Annotated in this window: 22 protein-coding genes; 7 read left to right on the top strand and 15 right to left on the bottom strand. The window is 65.1% G+C overall.

Going from position 1 to position 16,158, the window contains the following annotated elements; genetic code table 11:
* The first annotated feature begins 198 nt into the window (after positions 1–198).
* Positions 199–429, top strand: coding sequence for a hypothetical protein (locus G5A07_RS00660; protein ID WP_191862347.1), 231 nt, complete (start codon positions 199–201; stop codon positions 427–429).
* A gap of 9 nt (positions 430–438) precedes the next feature.
* Here the strand turns inward: G5A07_RS00660 and G5A07_RS00655 are convergent, their stop codons facing one another.
* A complete protein-coding gene (locus G5A07_RS00655; RefSeq protein ID WP_043395790.1) occupies positions 439–888 on the bottom strand; it encodes a BLUF domain-containing protein in 450 nt (149 codons plus the stop codon).
* Positions 889–1,077: 189 nt separating this feature from the next.
* Here G5A07_RS00655 and G5A07_RS00650 point away from each other — a divergent pair, with 189 nt between their 5' ends.
* Positions 1,078–1,338, top strand: coding sequence for a hypothetical protein (locus G5A07_RS00650; RefSeq protein WP_227199396.1), 261 nt, complete (start codon positions 1,078–1,080; stop codon positions 1,336–1,338).
* A gap of 7 nt (positions 1,339–1,345) precedes the next feature.
* Here G5A07_RS00650 and ligD read toward each other — a convergent pair whose 3' ends face one another.
* Positions 1,346–3,895 (bottom strand): DNA ligase D, encoded by a 2,550-nt coding sequence (gene ligD / locus G5A07_RS00645; protein WP_191862346.1) that lies wholly within the window; start codon positions 3,893–3,895, stop codon positions 1,346–1,348.
* A gap of 13 nt (positions 3,896–3,908) precedes the next feature.
* Positions 3,909–4,085 carry a DUF3606 domain-containing protein gene (locus tag G5A07_RS00640; protein ID WP_019336566.1) on the bottom strand — a complete coding sequence of 59 codons (177 nt, stop codon included), beginning with the start codon at positions 4,083–4,085 and terminating at the stop codon, positions 3,909–3,911.
* 248 nt (positions 4,086–4,333) lie between these two features.
* Here G5A07_RS00640 and G5A07_RS00635 point away from each other — a divergent pair, with 248 nt between their 5' ends.
* Positions 4,334–4,831, top strand: a complete 498-nt coding sequence (locus G5A07_RS00635) for a DUF892 family protein (RefSeq protein ID WP_019659711.1) — start codon at positions 4,334–4,336, stop codon at positions 4,829–4,831.
* 39 nt (positions 4,832–4,870) lie between these two features.
* Here G5A07_RS00635 and G5A07_RS00630 read toward each other — a convergent pair whose 3' ends face one another.
* Genes G5A07_RS00630 through G5A07_RS00620 form a run of 3 tightly spaced genes read right to left on the bottom strand, consistent with a single transcriptional unit; the run spans position 4,871 to position 6,829 of the window.
* Positions 4,871–5,605, bottom strand: a complete 735-nt coding sequence (locus G5A07_RS00630) for a DNA-formamidopyrimidine glycosylase family protein (RefSeq protein ID WP_049481219.1) — start codon at positions 5,603–5,605, stop codon at positions 4,871–4,873.
* Entirely contained in the window at positions 5,598–6,365 is a 768-nt protein-coding gene (locus tag G5A07_RS00625; RefSeq protein WP_191862344.1) for a DUF72 domain-containing protein, read from the bottom strand. The genes G5A07_RS00630 and G5A07_RS00625 overlap by 8 nt, the downstream gene beginning before the upstream one ends.
* Positions 6,362–6,829, bottom strand: coding sequence for a BLUF domain-containing protein (locus G5A07_RS00620; RefSeq protein WP_043395806.1), 468 nt, complete (start codon positions 6,827–6,829; stop codon positions 6,362–6,364). The genes G5A07_RS00625 and G5A07_RS00620 overlap by 4 nt, the downstream gene beginning before the upstream one ends.
* A gap of 299 nt (positions 6,830–7,128) precedes the next feature.
* Here G5A07_RS00620 and G5A07_RS00615 point away from each other — a divergent pair, with 299 nt between their 5' ends.
* Complete coding sequence (locus G5A07_RS00615; protein ID WP_126559518.1) at positions 7,129–7,398, top strand: KGG domain-containing protein; 270 nt, start codon at positions 7,129–7,131, stop codon at positions 7,396–7,398.
* 158 nt (positions 7,399–7,556) lie between these two features.
* On the opposite strand, the gene G5A07_RS00610 is transcribed toward G5A07_RS00615, so the two are convergent.
* The 3 genes from G5A07_RS00610 to G5A07_RS00600 form a co-directional block, all read right to left on the bottom strand.
* Positions 7,557–8,465 (bottom strand): manganese catalase family protein, encoded by a 909-nt coding sequence (locus G5A07_RS00610; protein WP_019337685.1) that lies wholly within the window; start codon positions 8,463–8,465, stop codon positions 7,557–7,559.
* A gap of 39 nt (positions 8,466–8,504) precedes the next feature.
* Positions 8,505–9,026: a ferritin-like domain-containing protein gene (locus G5A07_RS00605; RefSeq protein ID WP_019337686.1), complete on the bottom strand. Its 522-nt coding sequence runs from the start codon at positions 9,024–9,026 to the stop codon at positions 8,505–8,507.
* A 159-nt stretch (positions 9,027–9,185) separates the two neighbouring features.
* Positions 9,186–9,494, bottom strand: a complete 309-nt coding sequence (locus G5A07_RS00600) for a hypothetical protein (RefSeq protein ID WP_239682781.1) — start codon at positions 9,492–9,494, stop codon at positions 9,186–9,188.
* A gap of 239 nt (positions 9,495–9,733) precedes the next feature.
* Here G5A07_RS00600 and G5A07_RS00595 point away from each other — a divergent pair, with 239 nt between their 5' ends.
* Positions 9,734–10,126, top strand: a complete 393-nt coding sequence (locus G5A07_RS00595) for a response regulator (protein WP_019337688.1) — start codon at positions 9,734–9,736, stop codon at positions 10,124–10,126.
* A gap of 214 nt (positions 10,127–10,340) precedes the next feature.
* Here G5A07_RS00595 and G5A07_RS00590 read toward each other — a convergent pair whose 3' ends face one another.
* The 6 genes from G5A07_RS00590 to G5A07_RS00565 all read right to left on the bottom strand — a co-directional run bounded on the left by G5A07_RS00590 (position 10,341) and on the right by G5A07_RS00565 (position 15,081).
* Positions 10,341–11,027, bottom strand: coding sequence for a glycosyltransferase (locus G5A07_RS00590; protein WP_043395812.1), 687 nt, complete (start codon positions 11,025–11,027; stop codon positions 10,341–10,343).
* On the bottom strand, positions 11,024–11,611 hold the full coding sequence (locus tag G5A07_RS00585; RefSeq protein WP_019337690.1) for an SAM-dependent methyltransferase: 588 nt from the start codon (positions 11,609–11,611) through the stop codon (positions 11,024–11,026). Before G5A07_RS00585 ends, G5A07_RS00590 begins: the two co-directional genes overlap by 4 nt.
* Positions 11,608–12,366, bottom strand: a complete 759-nt coding sequence (locus G5A07_RS00580) for a PIG-L family deacetylase (RefSeq protein WP_191862342.1) — start codon at positions 12,364–12,366, stop codon at positions 11,608–11,610. Before G5A07_RS00580 ends, G5A07_RS00585 begins: the two co-directional genes overlap by 4 nt.
* Complete coding sequence (locus G5A07_RS00575) at positions 12,354–13,295, bottom strand: hypothetical protein (RefSeq protein ID WP_049409759.1); 942 nt, start codon at positions 13,293–13,295, stop codon at positions 12,354–12,356. The genes G5A07_RS00580 and G5A07_RS00575 overlap by 13 nt, the downstream gene beginning before the upstream one ends.
* Before the next feature lie 105 nt (positions 13,296–13,400).
* Complete coding sequence (locus tag G5A07_RS00570; RefSeq protein WP_019337693.1) at positions 13,401–13,907, bottom strand: hypothetical protein; 507 nt, start codon at positions 13,905–13,907, stop codon at positions 13,401–13,403.
* A gap of 10 nt (positions 13,908–13,917) precedes the next feature.
* Positions 13,918–15,081, bottom strand: coding sequence for a zinc-dependent alcohol dehydrogenase (locus G5A07_RS00565; RefSeq protein WP_029550776.1), 1,164 nt, complete (start codon positions 15,079–15,081; stop codon positions 13,918–13,920).
* Between the two features lie 149 nt (positions 15,082–15,230).
* Between G5A07_RS00565 and G5A07_RS00560 the strand changes: the two genes are divergently transcribed.
* A complete protein-coding gene (locus G5A07_RS00560; RefSeq protein WP_071305214.1) occupies positions 15,231–15,419 on the top strand; it encodes a hypothetical protein in 189 nt (62 codons plus the stop codon).
* A 100-nt stretch (positions 15,420–15,519) separates the two neighbouring features.
* The gene (locus G5A07_RS00555) at positions 15,520–16,158 is read left to right on the top strand and encodes a DUF6766 family protein (protein ID WP_191862340.1); all 639 of its coding nucleotides are present in this window, start codon (positions 15,520–15,522) and stop codon (positions 16,156–16,158) included.

Genomic DNA, 16,158 nt, shown 5'->3' with positions numbered 1-16,158 from the left:
GGAGGCCTCTCTGATACGCCTTGCCGGGTGAAACGACGGTGGCGTGGTCGTGCAGATGATGCTCACGCGCTGCCACGATCAACGCCATGGTCAAGGCCAGGTGAGCGTTGCGTGGGCAACACGCCTGTGTCGCCTCTGCGAACCGCAACTCCTTGCTTGCAGCGTGGTCGCTAACGTGCCTGGAAGGAGGATCAGGCAGTGAGCACGCACTTGGAAATCGATCTGATGATCGCGCAACTGGAGGAATTGCTGCCGACCTGGGCAGCGTTCTACCCCGAGCCGCAGTTCATCCGCATGCTCGCCGAGGCACTGGACTATATCGCTGCCAGCGCGGAGCCGGAGGCGCGGCTGTATTGCGTGATGCGCACCGGGAACCTCCATGTGTGCAGCGGCGAAATTCCGTGGGCCGAGCGCCATGGAGGTCGCTAGGCCGGTGGATCACGCCGCCACGGCATAGGGTTCCACCAACCTGGCCAGGACATCCATCGCCGTCTCGGTTGGCGCTTCGTCACCGCTGTGCTGGGCGAACCCCGACCAGTCCGCGCAGGCAAGAATTTTCAACTGCTCGGGTTGCGTCGGCAGCCAACGCATCGGCCAGAACGGGAGTCGCCGGTTGCCCACCCTGCCCCGCTGCAACTCGATGAGCCCTGCGTGGCTGGAAGCACCCACCACTCGCGAGTACGCCACGCTCAAGCCGTCCTCGGGTCCCTCCATGTACTGCAGGAAGCGGGCGCCATCGAACAGCAGAACTCCGGTAACGCCGGCATTTCGGTTGAAGCGGGCGGCATCATCGACCAGATCGTCCAGCTTCCCGCTGCGCAGGCCCAACGGGTCACCGGCAACGGCTGGGCCCGCTTCGCTGACGTATGCGACTGCCCTGATCGGCATTGACTGCTCCTGTAGTGAATCCCCCCAGATTCCGTGCCGCTAGGATAGGCCACCTGCGCCCCGCAGTTGTTCCCATCCTGTGCATTTTGTGAATCAGTTGGGACCCAGCCGACAAACGGCATGCAGGACGCCTCCCCGCCCAATGCCATGGATCGTTTACGCTTGGGGCAGATGACTCGGGAGCACCCCATGCCCAATACCGGCCTTTTCCATGTTCTGGAGCTGGACGCCGCTTCCGGCGTGCAGGGTATTGAGCGCGTCAGGTCCATTCGCGTGCGCTGCAACACCTGCGGCGGGATTACGCAGTTGTCGGGGGACGCGTTGGGGGCGGTACCCGGTGGAACGACGCTGGTGTGCGGTGCTTGTCCGTCGCGCCAGACGGTCAGCAACGCGCGGCTGGTCGAATGCGATCATGTATTGCCCGGTAGCGTGCAGGCGCCCGAAGCGTAGGCGCGGGCTACGGGTCTGCCTGCGCCCATCGCGCAAGATTCTGTTTCACTTTCCCGATACCGGCCCAAGGGTCTTTGCGCTGCCGTTTCAGCTTTGCTGGCACGTCCTTGATCGTGAACGCGTCTGCGCGCTTGAGTTTCGTCAGATCGCCCCAGGCGATCGGCAGTGCTACCGGTGCCCCCGGCCTGGCCCGCAGCGAGTAGGACGCAACCGCCGTCGCACCGCGCCCATTGCGCAGATAGTCCACGAAGATCCGCTTGTTGCGGAGGCTTTTGGTGGCCGTTGCCAGGAATCGCTGGGGCTCGGATTGCGCCAGCGCATCGGCGAAACCCTTCGCAAAGCGCCTGGTCAGGTCCCAGTCGCATCCCGGATTGAGCGGCACGACCACGTGCAGGCCCTTGCCACCGGATACACGCAGGAACGATTCCAGCTCCAGCTGCGCCAGCAGTTTCCGGATGTCGGTTGCCGCTTTCTTGACCTCGGCAAAGGGTACGTCCGGTCCTGGATCCAGGTCGAACACCACGCGGTCGGCCTTGTCGGGCGCTTCTGCGTGGCTGCCCCAGGGGTGGAACTCCAACGCGTTGAACTGCACCAGTTCAAGCAGGCTGGCTGCGTCCCGCACCACCAGGTAATGGGCGTTTATACCGCTTTCTTCCTTGAGCTTTACTGCGTCGACCAACTCCAGCCCGGCTGTATGGTGTTTCTGGAAGAAGCAGGGTTTTGCGGTGCCACTGGGGCATCGGATGATCGACAGCGGACGATCAACCACCTCGGGCAGGAGATGCTCCATCACAGCCGCGTAGTAGTCCCATACCTCCTGCTTGGTGTAGCCATCGCCAGGAAACAGGATCTTGCCGGGAGACGACAGCGCGGGCGGTGTGCGGTCGGTAGCGGGTGACGTTTTCGCATCGCGCGCAGGACGCGCCGTTGCGGACTTCCCACCAGAGACCGTGACCGGCCCGGCGCGATCGGAATCTGCGAGATCGGCGATGTCCTTGTCCGCCCGTACCGCCTTCAGTGACGCCTGGCGCAACAGCTTCTGCCCGCCAATCCCGCGATAGAAGACCTCCACCACGAAACGCGGCGGGAACCAGGTCGCGGCGCGCAGGTCGGTGTCCTGGGTGGGCACATGCGCCGTCGGCTTGCGGCTGCCGCCGCCTTCGATGCGCTTGCTGACTTCGCCGATCAGTTCGTCCGAGAACCCGGATCCGACGCGGCCGACGTAGAGCCAGCCATGTTTCGGGTCTGGCCGCGCCAGCAGCAGCGAGCCGAACCCGGTGCGGCTGCCTTTCGGCGTGGTGTATCCGACCACCGCAAACTCGTCGCTGGCCAGCTGTTTGGTCTTGCGCCAATCCTCACTGCGGCCACTGTGGTAGCTGCGCTCGGCGCGCTTGGAAATGATGCCTTCGAAGTGCTGCTCACCGGCCAGGCGATAGGCCTCGTCGCCATCCCCCTGTACATGCGAACTGAACGCCAATGGCCTGCCCTGCCCTTCCAGCACGGATTGCAGCAGGGCCTTGCGTTCCAGCAAGGGCGCATCGGCGACGTCCACGCCATCAAGGTGCAGCAGATCGAACAATGCATACGTCAGGACGCCCTGCCGCTCGCCGGAGAGCGTGGCCTGCAGCAGGTTGAAGTCCTCCCTGGTGCCGGCGCCGGCGATGAGCTCACCGTCCAGTGCCGCCGAGGTGAGGCCCAGTGCTGTGATCGCGTCACGTATTTCAGGGAGCTTGCCGGTCCATTCCAGTGCGTTCCGCGACCATAGCTGCACGTTGCCCTCAGCCACCGTAGCAAGGATGCGGTACCCATCCCATTTGATCTCATGCACCCACTGCCCGCCCTGGGGCGGCGCTTCGCCCAGCTTGGCCAACTGTGGCTCAAACGGCCCGGACGGCGCTGCGGCCTTTCTTGCCTTGCTGAGCGCCAGGGCCTTCTTCGCCCAGTTCTTTCGTCGGGCGCGTGTGGCGGGTACGACCGTGAGTTTCTTCTTCGCGGTCTTTCCGGCCCCGGCACGCTTCAGGTCCACCGGGGGCGCTACAGCAACATCCGCCAGCAGATCGTCTGCCTCGATGTCGCTCGCAAATTCATCGTCGTCCTTGAACAGCAGCCACTGTGGCTGGCGCGCTGGCTTGCCTGAACGGACCAGATGCCATCCACCCTTGAGCTTGGCGCCGAACAGCTCGAATCGTAGATGGCCCTTGGCGAGCTGGGCTTCCGGGTCGCCCTGCGTAGCCCACACACCGTGGTCGAACTGGGCGACATGGCCGCCGCCGTACTGGCCTTTGGGGATTTCGCCTTCGAAGGTCGCATAGTCGACAGGATGATCTTCCACCTCCACCGCCATGCGCTTGACCTTCGGGTCGTAACTGGGCCCCTTGGGCACGGCCCAGCTCTTCAGCGCGTCACCCACCTGCAGGCGGAAGTCGTAGTGCCTGCGGCTGGCGTGGTGCAGCTGCACCACGAAAATGGCGCGTTGCCCTTTCGGTAGCGCCTTGCCCGGCTCGGGCTCCTTGGTCTTGTCAAAACTGCGCTTGCGGCGGTACTCGACCAGGGACATGGGCAACTCCGCGCTATTTTCCCAGATGCTTGCGGACAGCAACGGCTGTGGGGCCGACCGCCGCCACAGCGGCACGAAGTTCCTCGGCGGACACGCCCAGCGCCGTGGTCCAGTACTGCAGCTCGTAATCTTCGTTGACGTTGATGCGATCCCGGTCCGGGCGTCCGGTGTTCTTCTTGTCGTCGCTCATGGGAGTCTCCACGCGTGATCGGGCGTGAAGTGACCGTACCGGCCGGTGCATGGGCACCAGGCGATGCCATTGTGAAGCCATGGCGAAGGCTTGGCGGCACCGGCGCCAACCCGCAGTGGCGGATCCCGCATCGTGAAGGGCACGCGCACGGTTCGCGTGGACCTTCACATGCCGCCTTCACCTGGCACCTGCCTGATCGCAACCGGGCAGACCCTACGCTGATCGCTCCACTCACTGCGGAGCCCAGTATGGCTATCAAGACGGCGGAAGACCTGTTCATCCACGAACTCTCGGACATCTACAGCGCCGAGAAGCAGCTGACCAAGGCCCTCCCGCGCCTGGCCCGTGCGGCCGAGAACCCGGACCTGGCCACGGCGTTTGAAACGCACCTGGAAGAAACCCAGGGCCAGATCGAGCGCATCGACCAGGTTGTGGAGATCCTGGGCATTCGCCTGAAGCGCATCAAGTGCGCGGCGATGGAGGGCCTGGTGGAGGAAGGCAAGGAAGTGATCGACAGCATCGACAAGGGCCCTGTGCGCGATGCCGCCCTGATCGGTGGCGCACAGAAGGTCGAGCATTACGAGATTGCGTCCTACGGCACCATCGCCGCGCTGGCCAAACAACTGGGCTACAAGGACGCCCTGCCGTTGCTGCTTGAGACGCTTGAGGAAGAGAAAGCCACCGACGAAAAGCTCACCCTGCTGGCCAAGGGCGGCGGCAACGCCAAGGCAGCGCAGGCCGCCTGATCGACGCGCCCCGGAACCCGGCTGCCACGGACGGCAGCCTCAGGGCCCGTACAGCACTTGATCATTGGGGCAGAAGAACGTGCGTCGCCGCGTGGTCCCCATGTAGAGCTTGCTGATCGGGCCACCGCACACGGGACAGACCTTCTTCGTGTGCACCTGCCAATGCTTCTTCAGCTCAAAGCAGCGCTTCCATTCCAGGAAATCGAAGCTGTAGGCGCGGGCCTGCTCGATCAGCGCGGTAAGCCTGCGTGGCGGCAGGTCGCCCAATCGGGTGGCGGGATGCACGCCTATCCGGAACAGCACCTCGTTCTTGATGATGTTGCCGACGCCGGCGAAGACCGTCTGGTCCAGAAGCGCATCGCAGGCAAGGACGTCCGGCATGGTTTTCAGCTTGCGCCTGGCCAGCTTCGGATCCCAGGCATCGTTCATCACGTCCGCCCGCCAATCGTAGATGTCGTCCAGAGGCTGGTCGATCAGGCGCACGGAACACGCATAGAAGTTCAGCTCACCGTTGTCGAACACCAGCGATACCCGCGCCGGGGCTGGCTTCCGCTCGTCGATGCGCCAGCTGCCGAACATCATCAGATGGATGCGCAGCGTGTGATGGCTGAATTCCAGCAGGAAGTGCTTGCCCCAACTGCGGACCGCCTTGACCCTTCGGCCCTGCAGCGGCGACAGGTCGATGCGGCTGTTCCCGGAGACGGTGCGGACCACGTGCCCCTTGAAATGGCTCGCTGCTTCGCGCAGCAGGACGATCGAAGGGCCTTCAGGCATGTTCGTTCTCCTGCAGCAGCGCCTGCAGGTGCAGGGCATTGCCGGTGGCGTGACCCAGCGCGGTATTGTCCAGTACGAACCAGGCGGGTCGTTGCGCGTCGGCCTCGGCCAGCAGCTGCCGCGCAAGGCGGGCAAGGGTCGGCTCGTCGTAGGCACTGCGATAGATCTGCGGCTGGCCGTGCCAGCGCCAGTAGCTCCACGTGCGATCACCGCCGGGAATCGCTGCCGCCGGCACACGTGCTGGATCTGCGGCAACCCGTGCAACGCCATGCGCGCTCAGCAGCGCATCCACGTCCGCCGTAAACCAACTCGGATGGCGCGGCTCGCACGCTACTTCGGCCTGCGTGCGCGCGCGCAGGCCCCGCAGGAAGGCTTCGGCCGTGACCGTGTCGTACACCAGGCTGGGCGGCAACTGCAGCAGCAACGGACCGAGCTTTCCACCCAGTTCCAGCACGCCTTCAAGGAACCGCTCGAGCGGTTGCATTGCATCACGCAGCCGACGCTCATGGCTGATCTCGCGCGGGAGTTTCACCGCGAACCGGAAGCCCTCCGGAACGCTCGCCGCCCACCGCGCGTAAGTCCTGGGCTGGTGCGGTCGGTAGAAGGAAGAATTGACCTCCACCATCGGCAGGCGTGTGGCATAGCGCTGCAGTACGCTGTCGCCCGCGCCGAACGCCTCCTGATCCGACCGCGACAGCGACCACCCCGCACAGCCGACGCGTAGCAGCTCAGGCACCACCGGGGCGGCTGACGACATCATCGTGCCAGCTGCCCGTCTGGTTCCATGATGCCGCCCGCGCCTGCTTCCGTCTGCGATTGCGAAACCGACAGTAGTCGATCCAGGGCGCTGGTGCCCGATTCCAGCGCCGACGCGCTGCGCACGAAGCCGGTCCAGTCGGATATGGCGATCTTCCCCAGCGCGAGCTCATCCACCCGCACGCTGCGCATCCGCCAGTGCGGAAACTGCCGGCGCCCCACCCTGCCCCGGTTCAGTTCGACGATCCCACTGTGGCTGCCGGCCGCGAGAATGCGCGCGTAAGCCGCATTGATCCCGGCCTCCGGGCCCTCCAGATACTGCAGGAAGCGCGAGCCGTCGAACAGCAATGTGCCGGTGACATCGGCGGACTCATTGAACTGCACCGCCTCTGCCACAAGTTCCTGCAGCCGCTGTTCCGTCAGGTTGCGGGAGGCTTCACTTACATAGGCAATCGCTCTAAAGGGCATGGCACCACCGGTTGTTGCAGACCGCTCTACCTTAGCCACACCGATCGTACGCGCGGTGAGACCGGTGTGGAGGCTGCGTCGAACTGTGGCGTGTACCTTCCGCATCGCGTTGACGCGCGGTTGGGCCGCTGAACGTGTGCCTGCCACTGTGCGCACGCACGAATGTTCGTGGAGGCCGGATGAGGAATCAGCGCCTTCGGGATGACGCGACGTTGGCAGTCGTGCCACCGCCGTCTAGCGCCGGATCTGGAAGATGGTCGCTGCCGCCAATGAGGCGGCTGAACCCAAGGAGACTTTCCATGGCCAACCAGAACCAGAACCAGGGCACCAGCAACCGCGGTTTCGCTTCGATGGACGAGGACAAGCAGCGCGAGATCGCCGCCAAGGGTGGACGTGCCGCGCACGAGTCAGGCAACGCCCATGAATTCAGCTCGGAAGAAGCACGCGAAGCCGGCCGCAAGGGTGGCGAAGCGGTGAGCCAGGACCGCCAGCACATGGCTGACATCGGCCGCGAAGGCGGCCAGAACAGCCGTGGCGGTGGTAACCAGGGAGGTGGGCAGCAACAGTAGCAACGCGGCGGCAACAACCGCGGTGGCCAGCAGCGCTGATCGGCGCTGAAACCCGATGCATCCCTTCGTGGGCGGACGTGATGTCCGCCCACTTTCGTATGCCCCACGCTGCCCAGGGGCGTTGCAACCGGGGCGCCGCACGGGCGCACCGGGTTCTTTCACGGCTCGCGTGGTGGCAGGTCCAGTGCGCCTGCGCCCGGGCCGGCCCCCAGCTCGGCCCCGGTGGTCGGCCGCGCTTCCGGGTCGGAGAGCGTGCGCAGGGTCATGGCCTGTACTGCCGCTTGTTCGCGTGGGTCCAGGTCCACCGTGCCGCCGCCGTCGCCACCATCCACAGCGGCCTGTGCCTCGCGGTCGCTGACCCGCTCCCAGAGCTCGCCGCTGTTCCAGCTGCCCTGCAGGTCGTCGGCGCCGTCGCCCTGCGACATGTCCATGTACAGATCGGTGAATGCAGGGTCCCCCGGCAGCTTGCCCGGCGGGAAGTTGGGCTGGATGCTGTGCAGCGCCTTCTCGAATGACTTCATGTGCGCGATCTCGCGCGTCATCAGGAAGCGCAGCGCATCCTTGATGCCGGGGTCGTCGGTGACGTTGATCAAGCGCTCATACACCAGCTTGGCGCGCGCTTCGGCCGCGATGTTCGAGCGCAGGTCGGCGGTGGGGTCGCCGATCGAGTCGATGTAGGCGGCTGTCCACGGCACCCCGCTGGAATTGACCAGCGCGGGGCCGCCACCGTACAGGATCTGTTCGGTGTGGCTGGTGCTGTTCTGGCCCAGCAGGCGCATGTCCTCGGCCTCGGCAAGCCCTTCGGACTGGATCGCCTTGGGCCCGCGGTTGAGCATGGCGATGATGGTGCCGATGATCTCCAGATGGCTGATCTCCTCGGTGGCGATGTCCATCAACAGGTCCTTGCGCCCGGGGTCGCATTCGCCAAGTCCCTGGGTGAAGTAGCGCATCGCGGCGGCCAACTCGCCCTGTGGGCCGCCGAACTGTTCAAGCATGAGACTGGCGAGCTGCGGGTTGGATTCGCGCACGCGTACGGTGTACATCAGCTTCTTGTGATGAAAGAACATGAGGGTTTCTCCGGTGGCTGGCGTGGGCTGGCTTCGGGGTCAACGCTTGGCCTGGGCGCCAGGCGTTTCGTCACGGTTGAGGAACGCTCCGACCAGTCCGTCCTGGTGGTCCTCCAGCCAACGCGCCATGGCAACCTCTTCCTGCAGGATCTGGCCACACACGGCCGCAATGTCGGGCGCGCCGGCGCGCTCGGCAGCGATCACCAGCGCCCGGTACGTGGCGATCTCGGTATTCTCGAAGCCGAACGAGAGGCCTACGCTCTTGACCACCTCGTCCTCCATCAGACTGGTGCCCGCCGCGTGGAGGGCGGCAGTCATGCTCGCGAACAGCCCCTTTGCGGTGGGCACGCTTCCCCCAAGCGCCTCAATGCACTCGCGCAGGGAAGCTGCCTGCCCTTGCGTCTCCTGGACGTGCTGGCTGACGCGTGCGGCAAGCTGGGGATAGTTCTCGATCCGCGAAGCCATGGCCTTCATCATGGTCTCCGCTTCCTGTTCCATGGCGTAGGCGTCCTGCAGCCACTTCAGCAGGCGCTCGCTTCGGGCGGTGTTCTGGTCTGCCATCTCGATCTCCGGTGCGGGGCAACATGCCTCCGGAGACCATGGTGGAGCGCTGGCAATCACCGCCTTGTCGGCCGCTGTGATCCGCCGAAGCTCGGCGCTGCACGCAGCGCTGATGCGGCGATAACAACATCCGCGTCCCCTTGCTGGACCCGGGCGCTCTCAGTTCGCCAAGGCGCTGGATACGCCTACGTTGACTGCAGGGCGCTGGCGCCTGGCGTTCGAGGCGCCCGCGCCCTCTGCCGCCATCACGGCCTGCATGACCCGATGTTCAGCACGATGCGCGCCGCCGTCCACGCCCACGACATAGACAAAGCGCCCATCAAACTTGGCCTGTGCACCGTCCAGGGCGTCGTCGGCCAGCAGCGCTCGCTTCAGCGACTTCATCCATGTCCGATCAGGCGTACGGTCCAGTTCCACGACAATGGCGGCGCCGCCACAATCGAGCGGCATGCACTCGATACGCAGCACGCCAGGAGAGGCCGCTTCGGTTCCGGATTGAGGCATGACAGAAACTCCGATAAGGGGTCGGCGGCAGTATCCACAGTGCATGCCAAGAAGCCGTCAACGAAATCCATAACGCCTTCCACGCCTCCTCCACGAGGTTGGCCACGCGCGCAGAGCTTCGCGCCGGACTGACAATGCACACGCAGGATCTTGATGCAGCACAGCAGAAACTGGTGTTCCCAGGACAACACAGGCATGCACGCATGCAATCCGCAACCGGCCAGCGCAGATGCAACCTGCTGCTGGTGGAAGACCAACTCGACCTGGCCGCACTCATGGAGCACGCCCTTGAGGACGTCGGCGATCAGGTGACGCATGCCTACAGCGTGTTCGACGCTCTCGGGCTGCTGGACACCCAGCGGTTCGACGGCGCCGTGCTCGATGTCGAACTTCGCGACGGTGTGGTCTTTCCCGTCGCTGATCGCCTGGCAGAACTCGGCATCCCCTACCTGTTTGTCTCTGCGGTCTACGACCAGCTGGTGCCGCAGCGCCACCGGCGCGCAGCCTTCGTGGCCAAACCGTTCCATGTGAGTCAATTGCAGGACACGGTCCGGCGCGTGCTGGGCGATACCTGCGCGCAGCCGCCCGCGCATTGACTCCATACAACCGTCACCCCAGGTACGGGGCCACCACCAGGCTCAGCTGGCGCAGCGCGCCACCACGGGAGAGGCCATCCCAGTTGCTGCGCGCCACGCTGCGGATCTCGTAGTAGGCAGGGATGAGGGCCTTCGTGGCCTGCCCTGTCCCAACGCTTTCCTAAACTGCACGCTCCCATAACACGGGACCCTTGCGTGACGGAGTCGCTGACCCTCAGGTGATCAGGGCGGGTGCTTCCGCGCCAGAGCGCTCGCCACCCAGCGCCGCCAGATAAGCGGAGAATCCGCCTGTAGCGCGCCCCTGCAGACGCGCACTGGTCATCACCACGGGAGCGCCGGCCCATCGCACCACCGCACCGCGGCGTTGCAGCGCTCTGACAAGCGCCACGTCTTCACTACAGTGCAGGGGAGCAAAGCCGCCAACGGCCCGATAGGAACAGGCAGAGACGCCGAGGTTGGCACCGTGGATGCGCCCATGATGGTCGCCCCACTGCTGCCTTGCCTGGAATGCCCTGCGCAGGCGCCGTTCACTCTGGCAGGTCGTCGCTATGTCCACCAGTCCGCAGAAAGCGTCACAACTGCTCTGAACCTGTGCGGCCAGCCACTCGGGAGGCACCTCACTGTCAGCGTCCGTGCTTGCCAGCCACCTGGCGCCCCGCCCCAGCAGTTCAGCAGCGGCTGCGGCCCGGGCGACACCGACGCAGCGTGCATCCAGCTGTACGCTCCCGACCCGGTATCGGTGGCAGATGGTGCCCGTTGCATCCGTACAAGCGTCCAGCGCGACCATTACCTCCACTGCTTCGCCGCCGAGGCCTGGGTGCAGGGCCGCCACCCGGATGGATTGCAGGCACCGCGCGATACTGTCCGCCTCATTGTGGGCGGGTATCAGGACGCCTATCACCGCAAGCCCTCGTTCCGGGCCAATGATAAGGGGCCCCGTGTCCATCCCTGAAGCACGAAGTCCGCATCGCGGTAGTGGAAGGCTTCCTGCAGGCCTTCCCCCAGGCATCGATGCACCACCTCGGTCCGGCTCGCGCGTCCCGGGAACGAGGGCAACCAATGGCAGGCGACCAGCAGGCCGTCATCGCGAAGTGCTTCATCGATGCCACCGCGCAGTTCGCGCAGTGCGCCTGCCCCCAGGTAGTAGCCCATTTCGCCGCAGACGATCAGGTCGAAGCGTCCTGGCGGCCATTGCTCGGGATGGCTGGCGCAATGGACCTGCACGTGCGGCAGATGGGCCAGGTTGCGGCGCGCCTGGAACGCCGCACGTGGACTGATGTCGGTTGCAAGCAGGCGTTCGCAACGTGCCGCCAGCGCCTCGGTCAGTACGCCGTTGGAACACCCCAGTTCCCAGCCGCGAGCGAACTGGCGCTGGCTGAGGCTTGCCAGCAGCAGCGCACGCTTGCGCTCTTCATACCACCGGCTGCGGTAGCCGAACGGGTCCTCCTGCTCATGCAGGTCATCAAAGTACGGTTGGGCGCTCATGCCAGAAACACCTCGTAGTTTCGGAAGAATCGGGCGAGTACATGTGCGGGCAGCACCGGCGGGCTGTTCAGGCCCGCCACGTCACCCGTCTGCGTCCGGAAATGCGCGATCGCGTTTCGTTTTGCGGACGCCACCGCTGAAATGTCGATCAGCTTCGGAACCTCCCACGCCATATGTGCGCAGGCAGGGTCAAGCCAGTGCCAGCCCCACACCGGGTACTCCAGCCGGTGGCAACCGGCCGCCCGCGCGGCGCGGCAGGCAGCGCGCCCTGCGGCTTCGTGATCGGGGTGGCCATCAAACCGCCATGGCGCCAGGACCAGATCGCGCGGTTGCAGATACTGCTGCAGCCAGCCTTCCAGCCCCTGCTCGTGCGCGCTGACCGCGCCGTCGGCGATACCCAGGTGGAAGATGGAGCCGACCGGAATACCTAGTTCGCCCAATGCCGCGGCAAGCTCCGCTCGGCGCGTTGATCGCAGGCGTTCGGGCGTCCACCACGGCTCGCCCGGATAGCATGCTTCACCGTCGGTCACCGCAACGACACTGACGTCGATACCCTGCCCCACAGCGTGATGCAGCAGCCCGCCACAGCCGAGTATTTCGTCATCCGGATGCGGCGCGACCACCACCATGCGGTCATGCCCGCTGCAGAGTGCGGTTGCCGGTATGGTCGGTTGCTGCCAGAGCCAATCGCAGTGCAGCCAGGCCGGCTCCTGGGTTCCTTCCCCTTGCAGGGGTGTCCTGGCTACAGCGCCCATGTCGCCTCCTGTGTGGCACGCTGCTCGCCCAGCCATTCCCAATCGCGATCGGCGTGGCTCTGGCGAAGGAACACGGTCAGGTCCGCGCAGCGCCGGGCATGGGAGGCCTCCAGGCACATCGGGCCCGGGCCCAGCGCGCGACCCGCCAGGTCCAGCACACGCGTTGCCGCACGCTCGACCACACAGCGCAGGCGCACCACATCTTCGCGATGGGTCAGTTCGGGCGCGGCGTCGATGCGCGCCGCCAGTTCGCGAAGCAGCGCGGCAGCCGGGCCCAGGGCGAGGTCCACTTCACCCAGCAGCCGCGCGCGATTCCCCTCGGTGCAGGCCGGTCGCATGCGCTCGGCCAATGCGGCCGCTGCGCCAAACCAGACCGCCGCGATGCCTGCCCCGCCATGCCAGAAGCCCGGGCGCTGAAGGTAGTCATCGCGCGTCCCCAGGATCACCATCGGTGCGCCGTCAAAGCGCACCGTGGTGGACGGGATTGCGGCCATGCCCACGGCGGGCCATGGCTCGCCTGCAAGTGTGTGCCAGTGTTCCGCCGCCACCTGGCATAGCCACACGCCCTGCGCGTTGCGAACCGTTACCAGTGCCGAATCCACCCATGCGCTGCCGGAACACCAGGGCTTGTCACCGTACAGTCCACCGCCGGCATCGATGCGAACGGTGTTGGCCGGACCCTCTGCAGCCCACACCGCCAGCAACGTGTCTTCAGCATGGATGGGCACCCTCAACTCGGCAGCAATCGCTTGGGCGTCATAGTGGGCCTCCAGTACCTTGGCCAGGCAGAGATCCTCTGCCCCGCAGGCTGCCAGCGCCTGCCAACGCTGCAGCGTCTGGCCGCCCCCGGGCAAAGGCAATGCCGGTTGCTGTACCAGCACCTGGCGTGCGCGATTGAACAGCGAAGAGGATGACGTCACATCCTGCATGGGTGGCAGACCTGCATTGGAGATACGCCATGAACGTAGGCGGCAGGCAGTCACATGCCTGTCTTGACCGCGTGGCGGGCACATGAATGCCCGGTACCGTGATCCTCACGGACCCGTCTGCGTGCGTTGCTCTCGTGCACGCACGCACTGCCGCAGTTGCCACAGCCATGGCAGCACCACCAGGCCCAGTGCCGGCAACAGGGTGAACCACCAGACGTCTGGTGCTGCAGATTTCACGTCGAGCGACCACCGGGGGTGCACCTGCCAGCCGACCCAGCCCAGCAGGACCCACGGCGCGGCATCCAACACGCTGTGCACATGTTGTTCCGCCGGGCTGATGCGTCGACGGCCGTCCGCGCTGACGGTATCGAAGTATCCGGCGACCGCGTGTGCGATGACCAGAAGTGCCAGAAACGTGAGGAGCGACAACGTGTTTTCCAGCAGCAGCCACGCCAGCACGCCGCTGCCGATCAGAAGCAGCTGCACCCCATGCAACAGGCTTTCGCGCATCGCGGAGGTGTGTGGAAGGTCGGTCCGGCGGTGAAAATGGAAGTCCAGCCAACCGGCCACCAACCACAGTGCGTACACACAGCCCACGACAATCGCACTCATGGCGCCACGCTCACGGTGTCAGAACGATCTTGCGGCAGTCGTCATCCTTGGCATCAAACATCGCATAGCCCTGCGCTGCATCGGCCAGGCGCATCCGGTGCGAGATGATGTCACCCGGGTCCAGCTTTCCTTCCATGATGGCGTCCAGCAGCTCGGGCATCAGCCCCTGGACATGGGTCTGCCCCATCTTGAACGTCAAGCCCTTGTCGAACGCGTCGCCCAGCAGGAAACCGTGGATGAAGCCGGCATAGACACCGGGGATGCTGACCACGCCGCCGCGGCGGGCCGCTGCGATGCACTGCCTGATCGCCACCCCGCTGCTGCCTTCCAGTTTCACGGCGGTCAGCGCTGACTCCAGCGCACTGCCTTCGGCCTCGAAGCCTACGGCCTCGATGCAGGCGTCTGCGCCGCGCCCGCTGGTCTGGGTCAGGATGTAATCGGCCGGGTCCTCGATCTCCCTGAAGTCGATGGGGGTCACCCCGTAGGCGCGACGCGCGTAGTCAAGGCGGTAGCGAAGATGGTCCACCATGAAGATGGTCTCGGCCCCCAGCAGCCGGCAGCAGGCTGCGCTCATCAGCCCCACCGGCCCGGCACCGAAGATGGCCACCGTCGAGCCTGCCTTGACCCCTGCGTTCAACGCAGCCTGGTAGCCGGTGGGGAGAATGTCAGACAGGAACAGCACCTGCTCATCAGCAATGCCTTCCGGAATGCGCAAGGGACCCACATTCGCCTTCGGTACACGCACGAATTCGGCCTGCCCACCGGCCACGCCGCCATACAGATGGCTGTAGCCGAACAATGCGGCCGGAGGCAGTATGCCCTTCTGATTCAGTGCGGCGCCCTTGCCCGGATTTGTGGTCTCGCAGGCGGCATACTCGGCCAGCCGGCAGTGGAAGCACTCGCCACAGGCAATCACAAACGGGATCACCACGCGATCACCGGGTTTCACCTGGGTCACGCCGCTGCCGACCTCTTCCACCACGCCCATGAATTCGTGGCCCAGCACATCGCCATCGTGCAGGTCAGGAATCTTGCCCCGGTACAGGTGCAGGTCCGAACCACAGATGGCGGTGGCGGTCACCCTCAGGATCAGATCATCCTCGGCCGCCAGTACCGGGTCCGGCACGGTCTCGACGCGCACATCCTTGCGGCCGTGATAGGTCAATGCCTGCATCGCGGTGCTCCAGAAAGATCGGAACACCAGCATCGCAGGGCGCTCCTCCTGCTGCGGTGACATCCGGGTGTGCGCAGCGTTCATTCCGCGGCGTCGTGGCGTTAACCCGGACCGGTGCAGGCTTCAGGTTCTCGCCGCAGGAGCTGCCCATGAACGACAAGCTGCCTTTCAATCCAACCACAGACGTGGACGATCAGTCGAAGGCCCATACGCCGGACAAACGTCGCAACGACCAGGCCAGGTGGAAGGAGCACGACATGCCCGACGATGGGGACGGCCCCAAGGCGGTACCTGAAGACTACGAGCGGCCGGATCCTGACCCGACAGGCAAGCGTTGAGCCCGCCTCACATTCCGGATGCGCAGCAATCACGAGGCAAGGCCCTTTGCCCACGCAAGCTTCATGGACGGTCTTTGGAGCAGCCTGAACGAGGTGTTGCATGTGGAAACGCAACGGTCTCTCGCTGGTGCTGCTTGCGCTCACGTTGGTGCTCATTGTGGGGCAGGCAGTTGCAGGGCATCACGTGCACAACCAGGAACTGGTCGAGCACGGACGCATGCCGATCGATTTCTGGCACTACCTGGCTACCGGGCACTTCGTCAGCGCTACGTTCGAGAATTGGGAGAGCGAATTCCTGCAGATGGGGATGTACGTTCTGCTGACGGTCAGCCTGCGCCAGCGCGGTTCGGCCGAATCGCGGCCGCTGGACCCTGCGCAGGAACAGAATCGCATCGAACCCGGCCGCACGCCCTGGCCGGTCAGGCGCGGTGGCCTGTGGAAGGTTCTTTACGGTCATTCGCTGGCGATTGCGTTCGGGCTGTTGTTCCTGTTCAGCTTTACGCTGCATGCATTGGGAAGCTGGCGCGCCGAGGAGGCCGAACAGCAGTTGAAGGGATTGCCGCCGCCAGGCTTTGTGGAGCACCTCGCCAGCAGCACATTCTGGTTCGAATCCATGCAGAACTGGCAAAGCGAATTCCTGGCCGTGCTGTCTCTGGTGGTGCTGACGATCTTCCTGCGCCAGAAAGATTCGCCGCAATCCAAGCCGGTCGAGGCGCCACATACCCAGACAGGAGATTGA

The organism is Stenotrophomonas sp. AS012628 (assembly GCF_010608305.1).
In the GTDB taxonomy this organism is placed as follows: Bacteria; Pseudomonadota; Gammaproteobacteria; order Xanthomonadales; family Xanthomonadaceae; genus Stenotrophomonas; species Stenotrophomonas geniculata.
This window is presented reverse-complemented; position numbering and strand designations above follow the sequence as displayed.

Bases quoted from the DNA above. Each gene is read 5' to 3' on its own strand.
- G5A07_RS00620 (WP_043395806.1), bottom strand. From the start codon at position 6,829: ATGCCCTTTAGAGCGATTGCCTATGTAAGTGAAGCCTCCCGCAACCTG.
- G5A07_RS00580 (WP_191862342.1), bottom strand. From the start codon at position 12,366: ATGGGCGCTGTAGCCAGGACACCCCTGCAAGGGGAAGGAACCCAGGAG.
- G5A07_RS00635 (WP_019659711.1), top strand. From the start codon at position 4,334: ATGGCTATCAAGACGGCGGAAGACCTGTTCATCCACGAACTCTCGGAC.
- G5A07_RS00595 (WP_019337688.1), top strand. From the start codon at position 9,734: ATGCAATCCGCAACCGGCCAGCGCAGATGCAACCTGCTGCTGGTGGAA.
- G5A07_RS00585 (WP_019337690.1), bottom strand. From the start codon at position 11,611: ATGAGCGCCCAACCGTACTTTGATGACCTGCATGAGCAGGAGGACCCG.
- G5A07_RS00570 (WP_019337693.1), bottom strand. From the start codon at position 13,907: ATGAGTGCGATTGTCGTGGGCTGTGTGTACGCACTGTGGTTGGTGGCC.
- G5A07_RS00610 (WP_019337685.1), bottom strand. From the start codon at position 8,465: ATGTTCTTTCATCACAAGAAGCTGATGTACACCGTACGCGTGCGCGAA.
- ligD (WP_191862346.1), bottom strand. From the start codon at position 3,895: ATGTCCCTGGTCGAGTACCGCCGCAAGCGCAGTTTTGACAAGACCAAG.
- G5A07_RS00655 (WP_043395790.1), bottom strand. From the start codon at position 888: ATGCCGATCAGGGCAGTCGCATACGTCAGCGAAGCGGGCCCAGCCGTT.
- G5A07_RS00650 (WP_227199396.1), top strand. From the start codon at position 1,078: ATGCCCAATACCGGCCTTTTCCATGTTCTGGAGCTGGACGCCGCTTCC.
- G5A07_RS00640 (WP_019336566.1), bottom strand. From the start codon at position 4,085: ATGAGCGACGACAAGAAGAACACCGGACGCCCGGACCGGGATCGCATC.
- G5A07_RS00555 (WP_191862340.1), top strand. From the start codon at position 15,520: ATGTGGAAACGCAACGGTCTCTCGCTGGTGCTGCTTGCGCTCACGTTG.
- G5A07_RS00630 (WP_049481219.1), bottom strand. From the start codon at position 5,605: ATGCCTGAAGGCCCTTCGATCGTCCTGCTGCGCGAAGCAGCGAGCCAT.
- G5A07_RS00625 (WP_191862344.1), bottom strand. From the start codon at position 6,365: ATGATGTCGTCAGCCGCCCCGGTGGTGCCTGAGCTGCTACGCGTCGGC.
- G5A07_RS00560 (WP_071305214.1), top strand. From the start codon at position 15,231: ATGAACGACAAGCTGCCTTTCAATCCAACCACAGACGTGGACGATCAG.
- G5A07_RS00565 (WP_029550776.1), bottom strand. From the start codon at position 15,081: ATGCAGGCATTGACCTATCACGGCCGCAAGGATGTGCGCGTCGAGACC.
- G5A07_RS00575 (WP_049409759.1), bottom strand. From the start codon at position 13,295: ATGCAGGATGTGACGTCATCCTCTTCGCTGTTCAATCGCGCACGCCAG.
- G5A07_RS00605 (WP_019337686.1), bottom strand. From the start codon at position 9,026: ATGGCAGACCAGAACACCGCCCGAAGCGAGCGCCTGCTGAAGTGGCTG.
- G5A07_RS00615 (WP_126559518.1), top strand. From the start codon at position 7,129: ATGGCCAACCAGAACCAGAACCAGGGCACCAGCAACCGCGGTTTCGCT.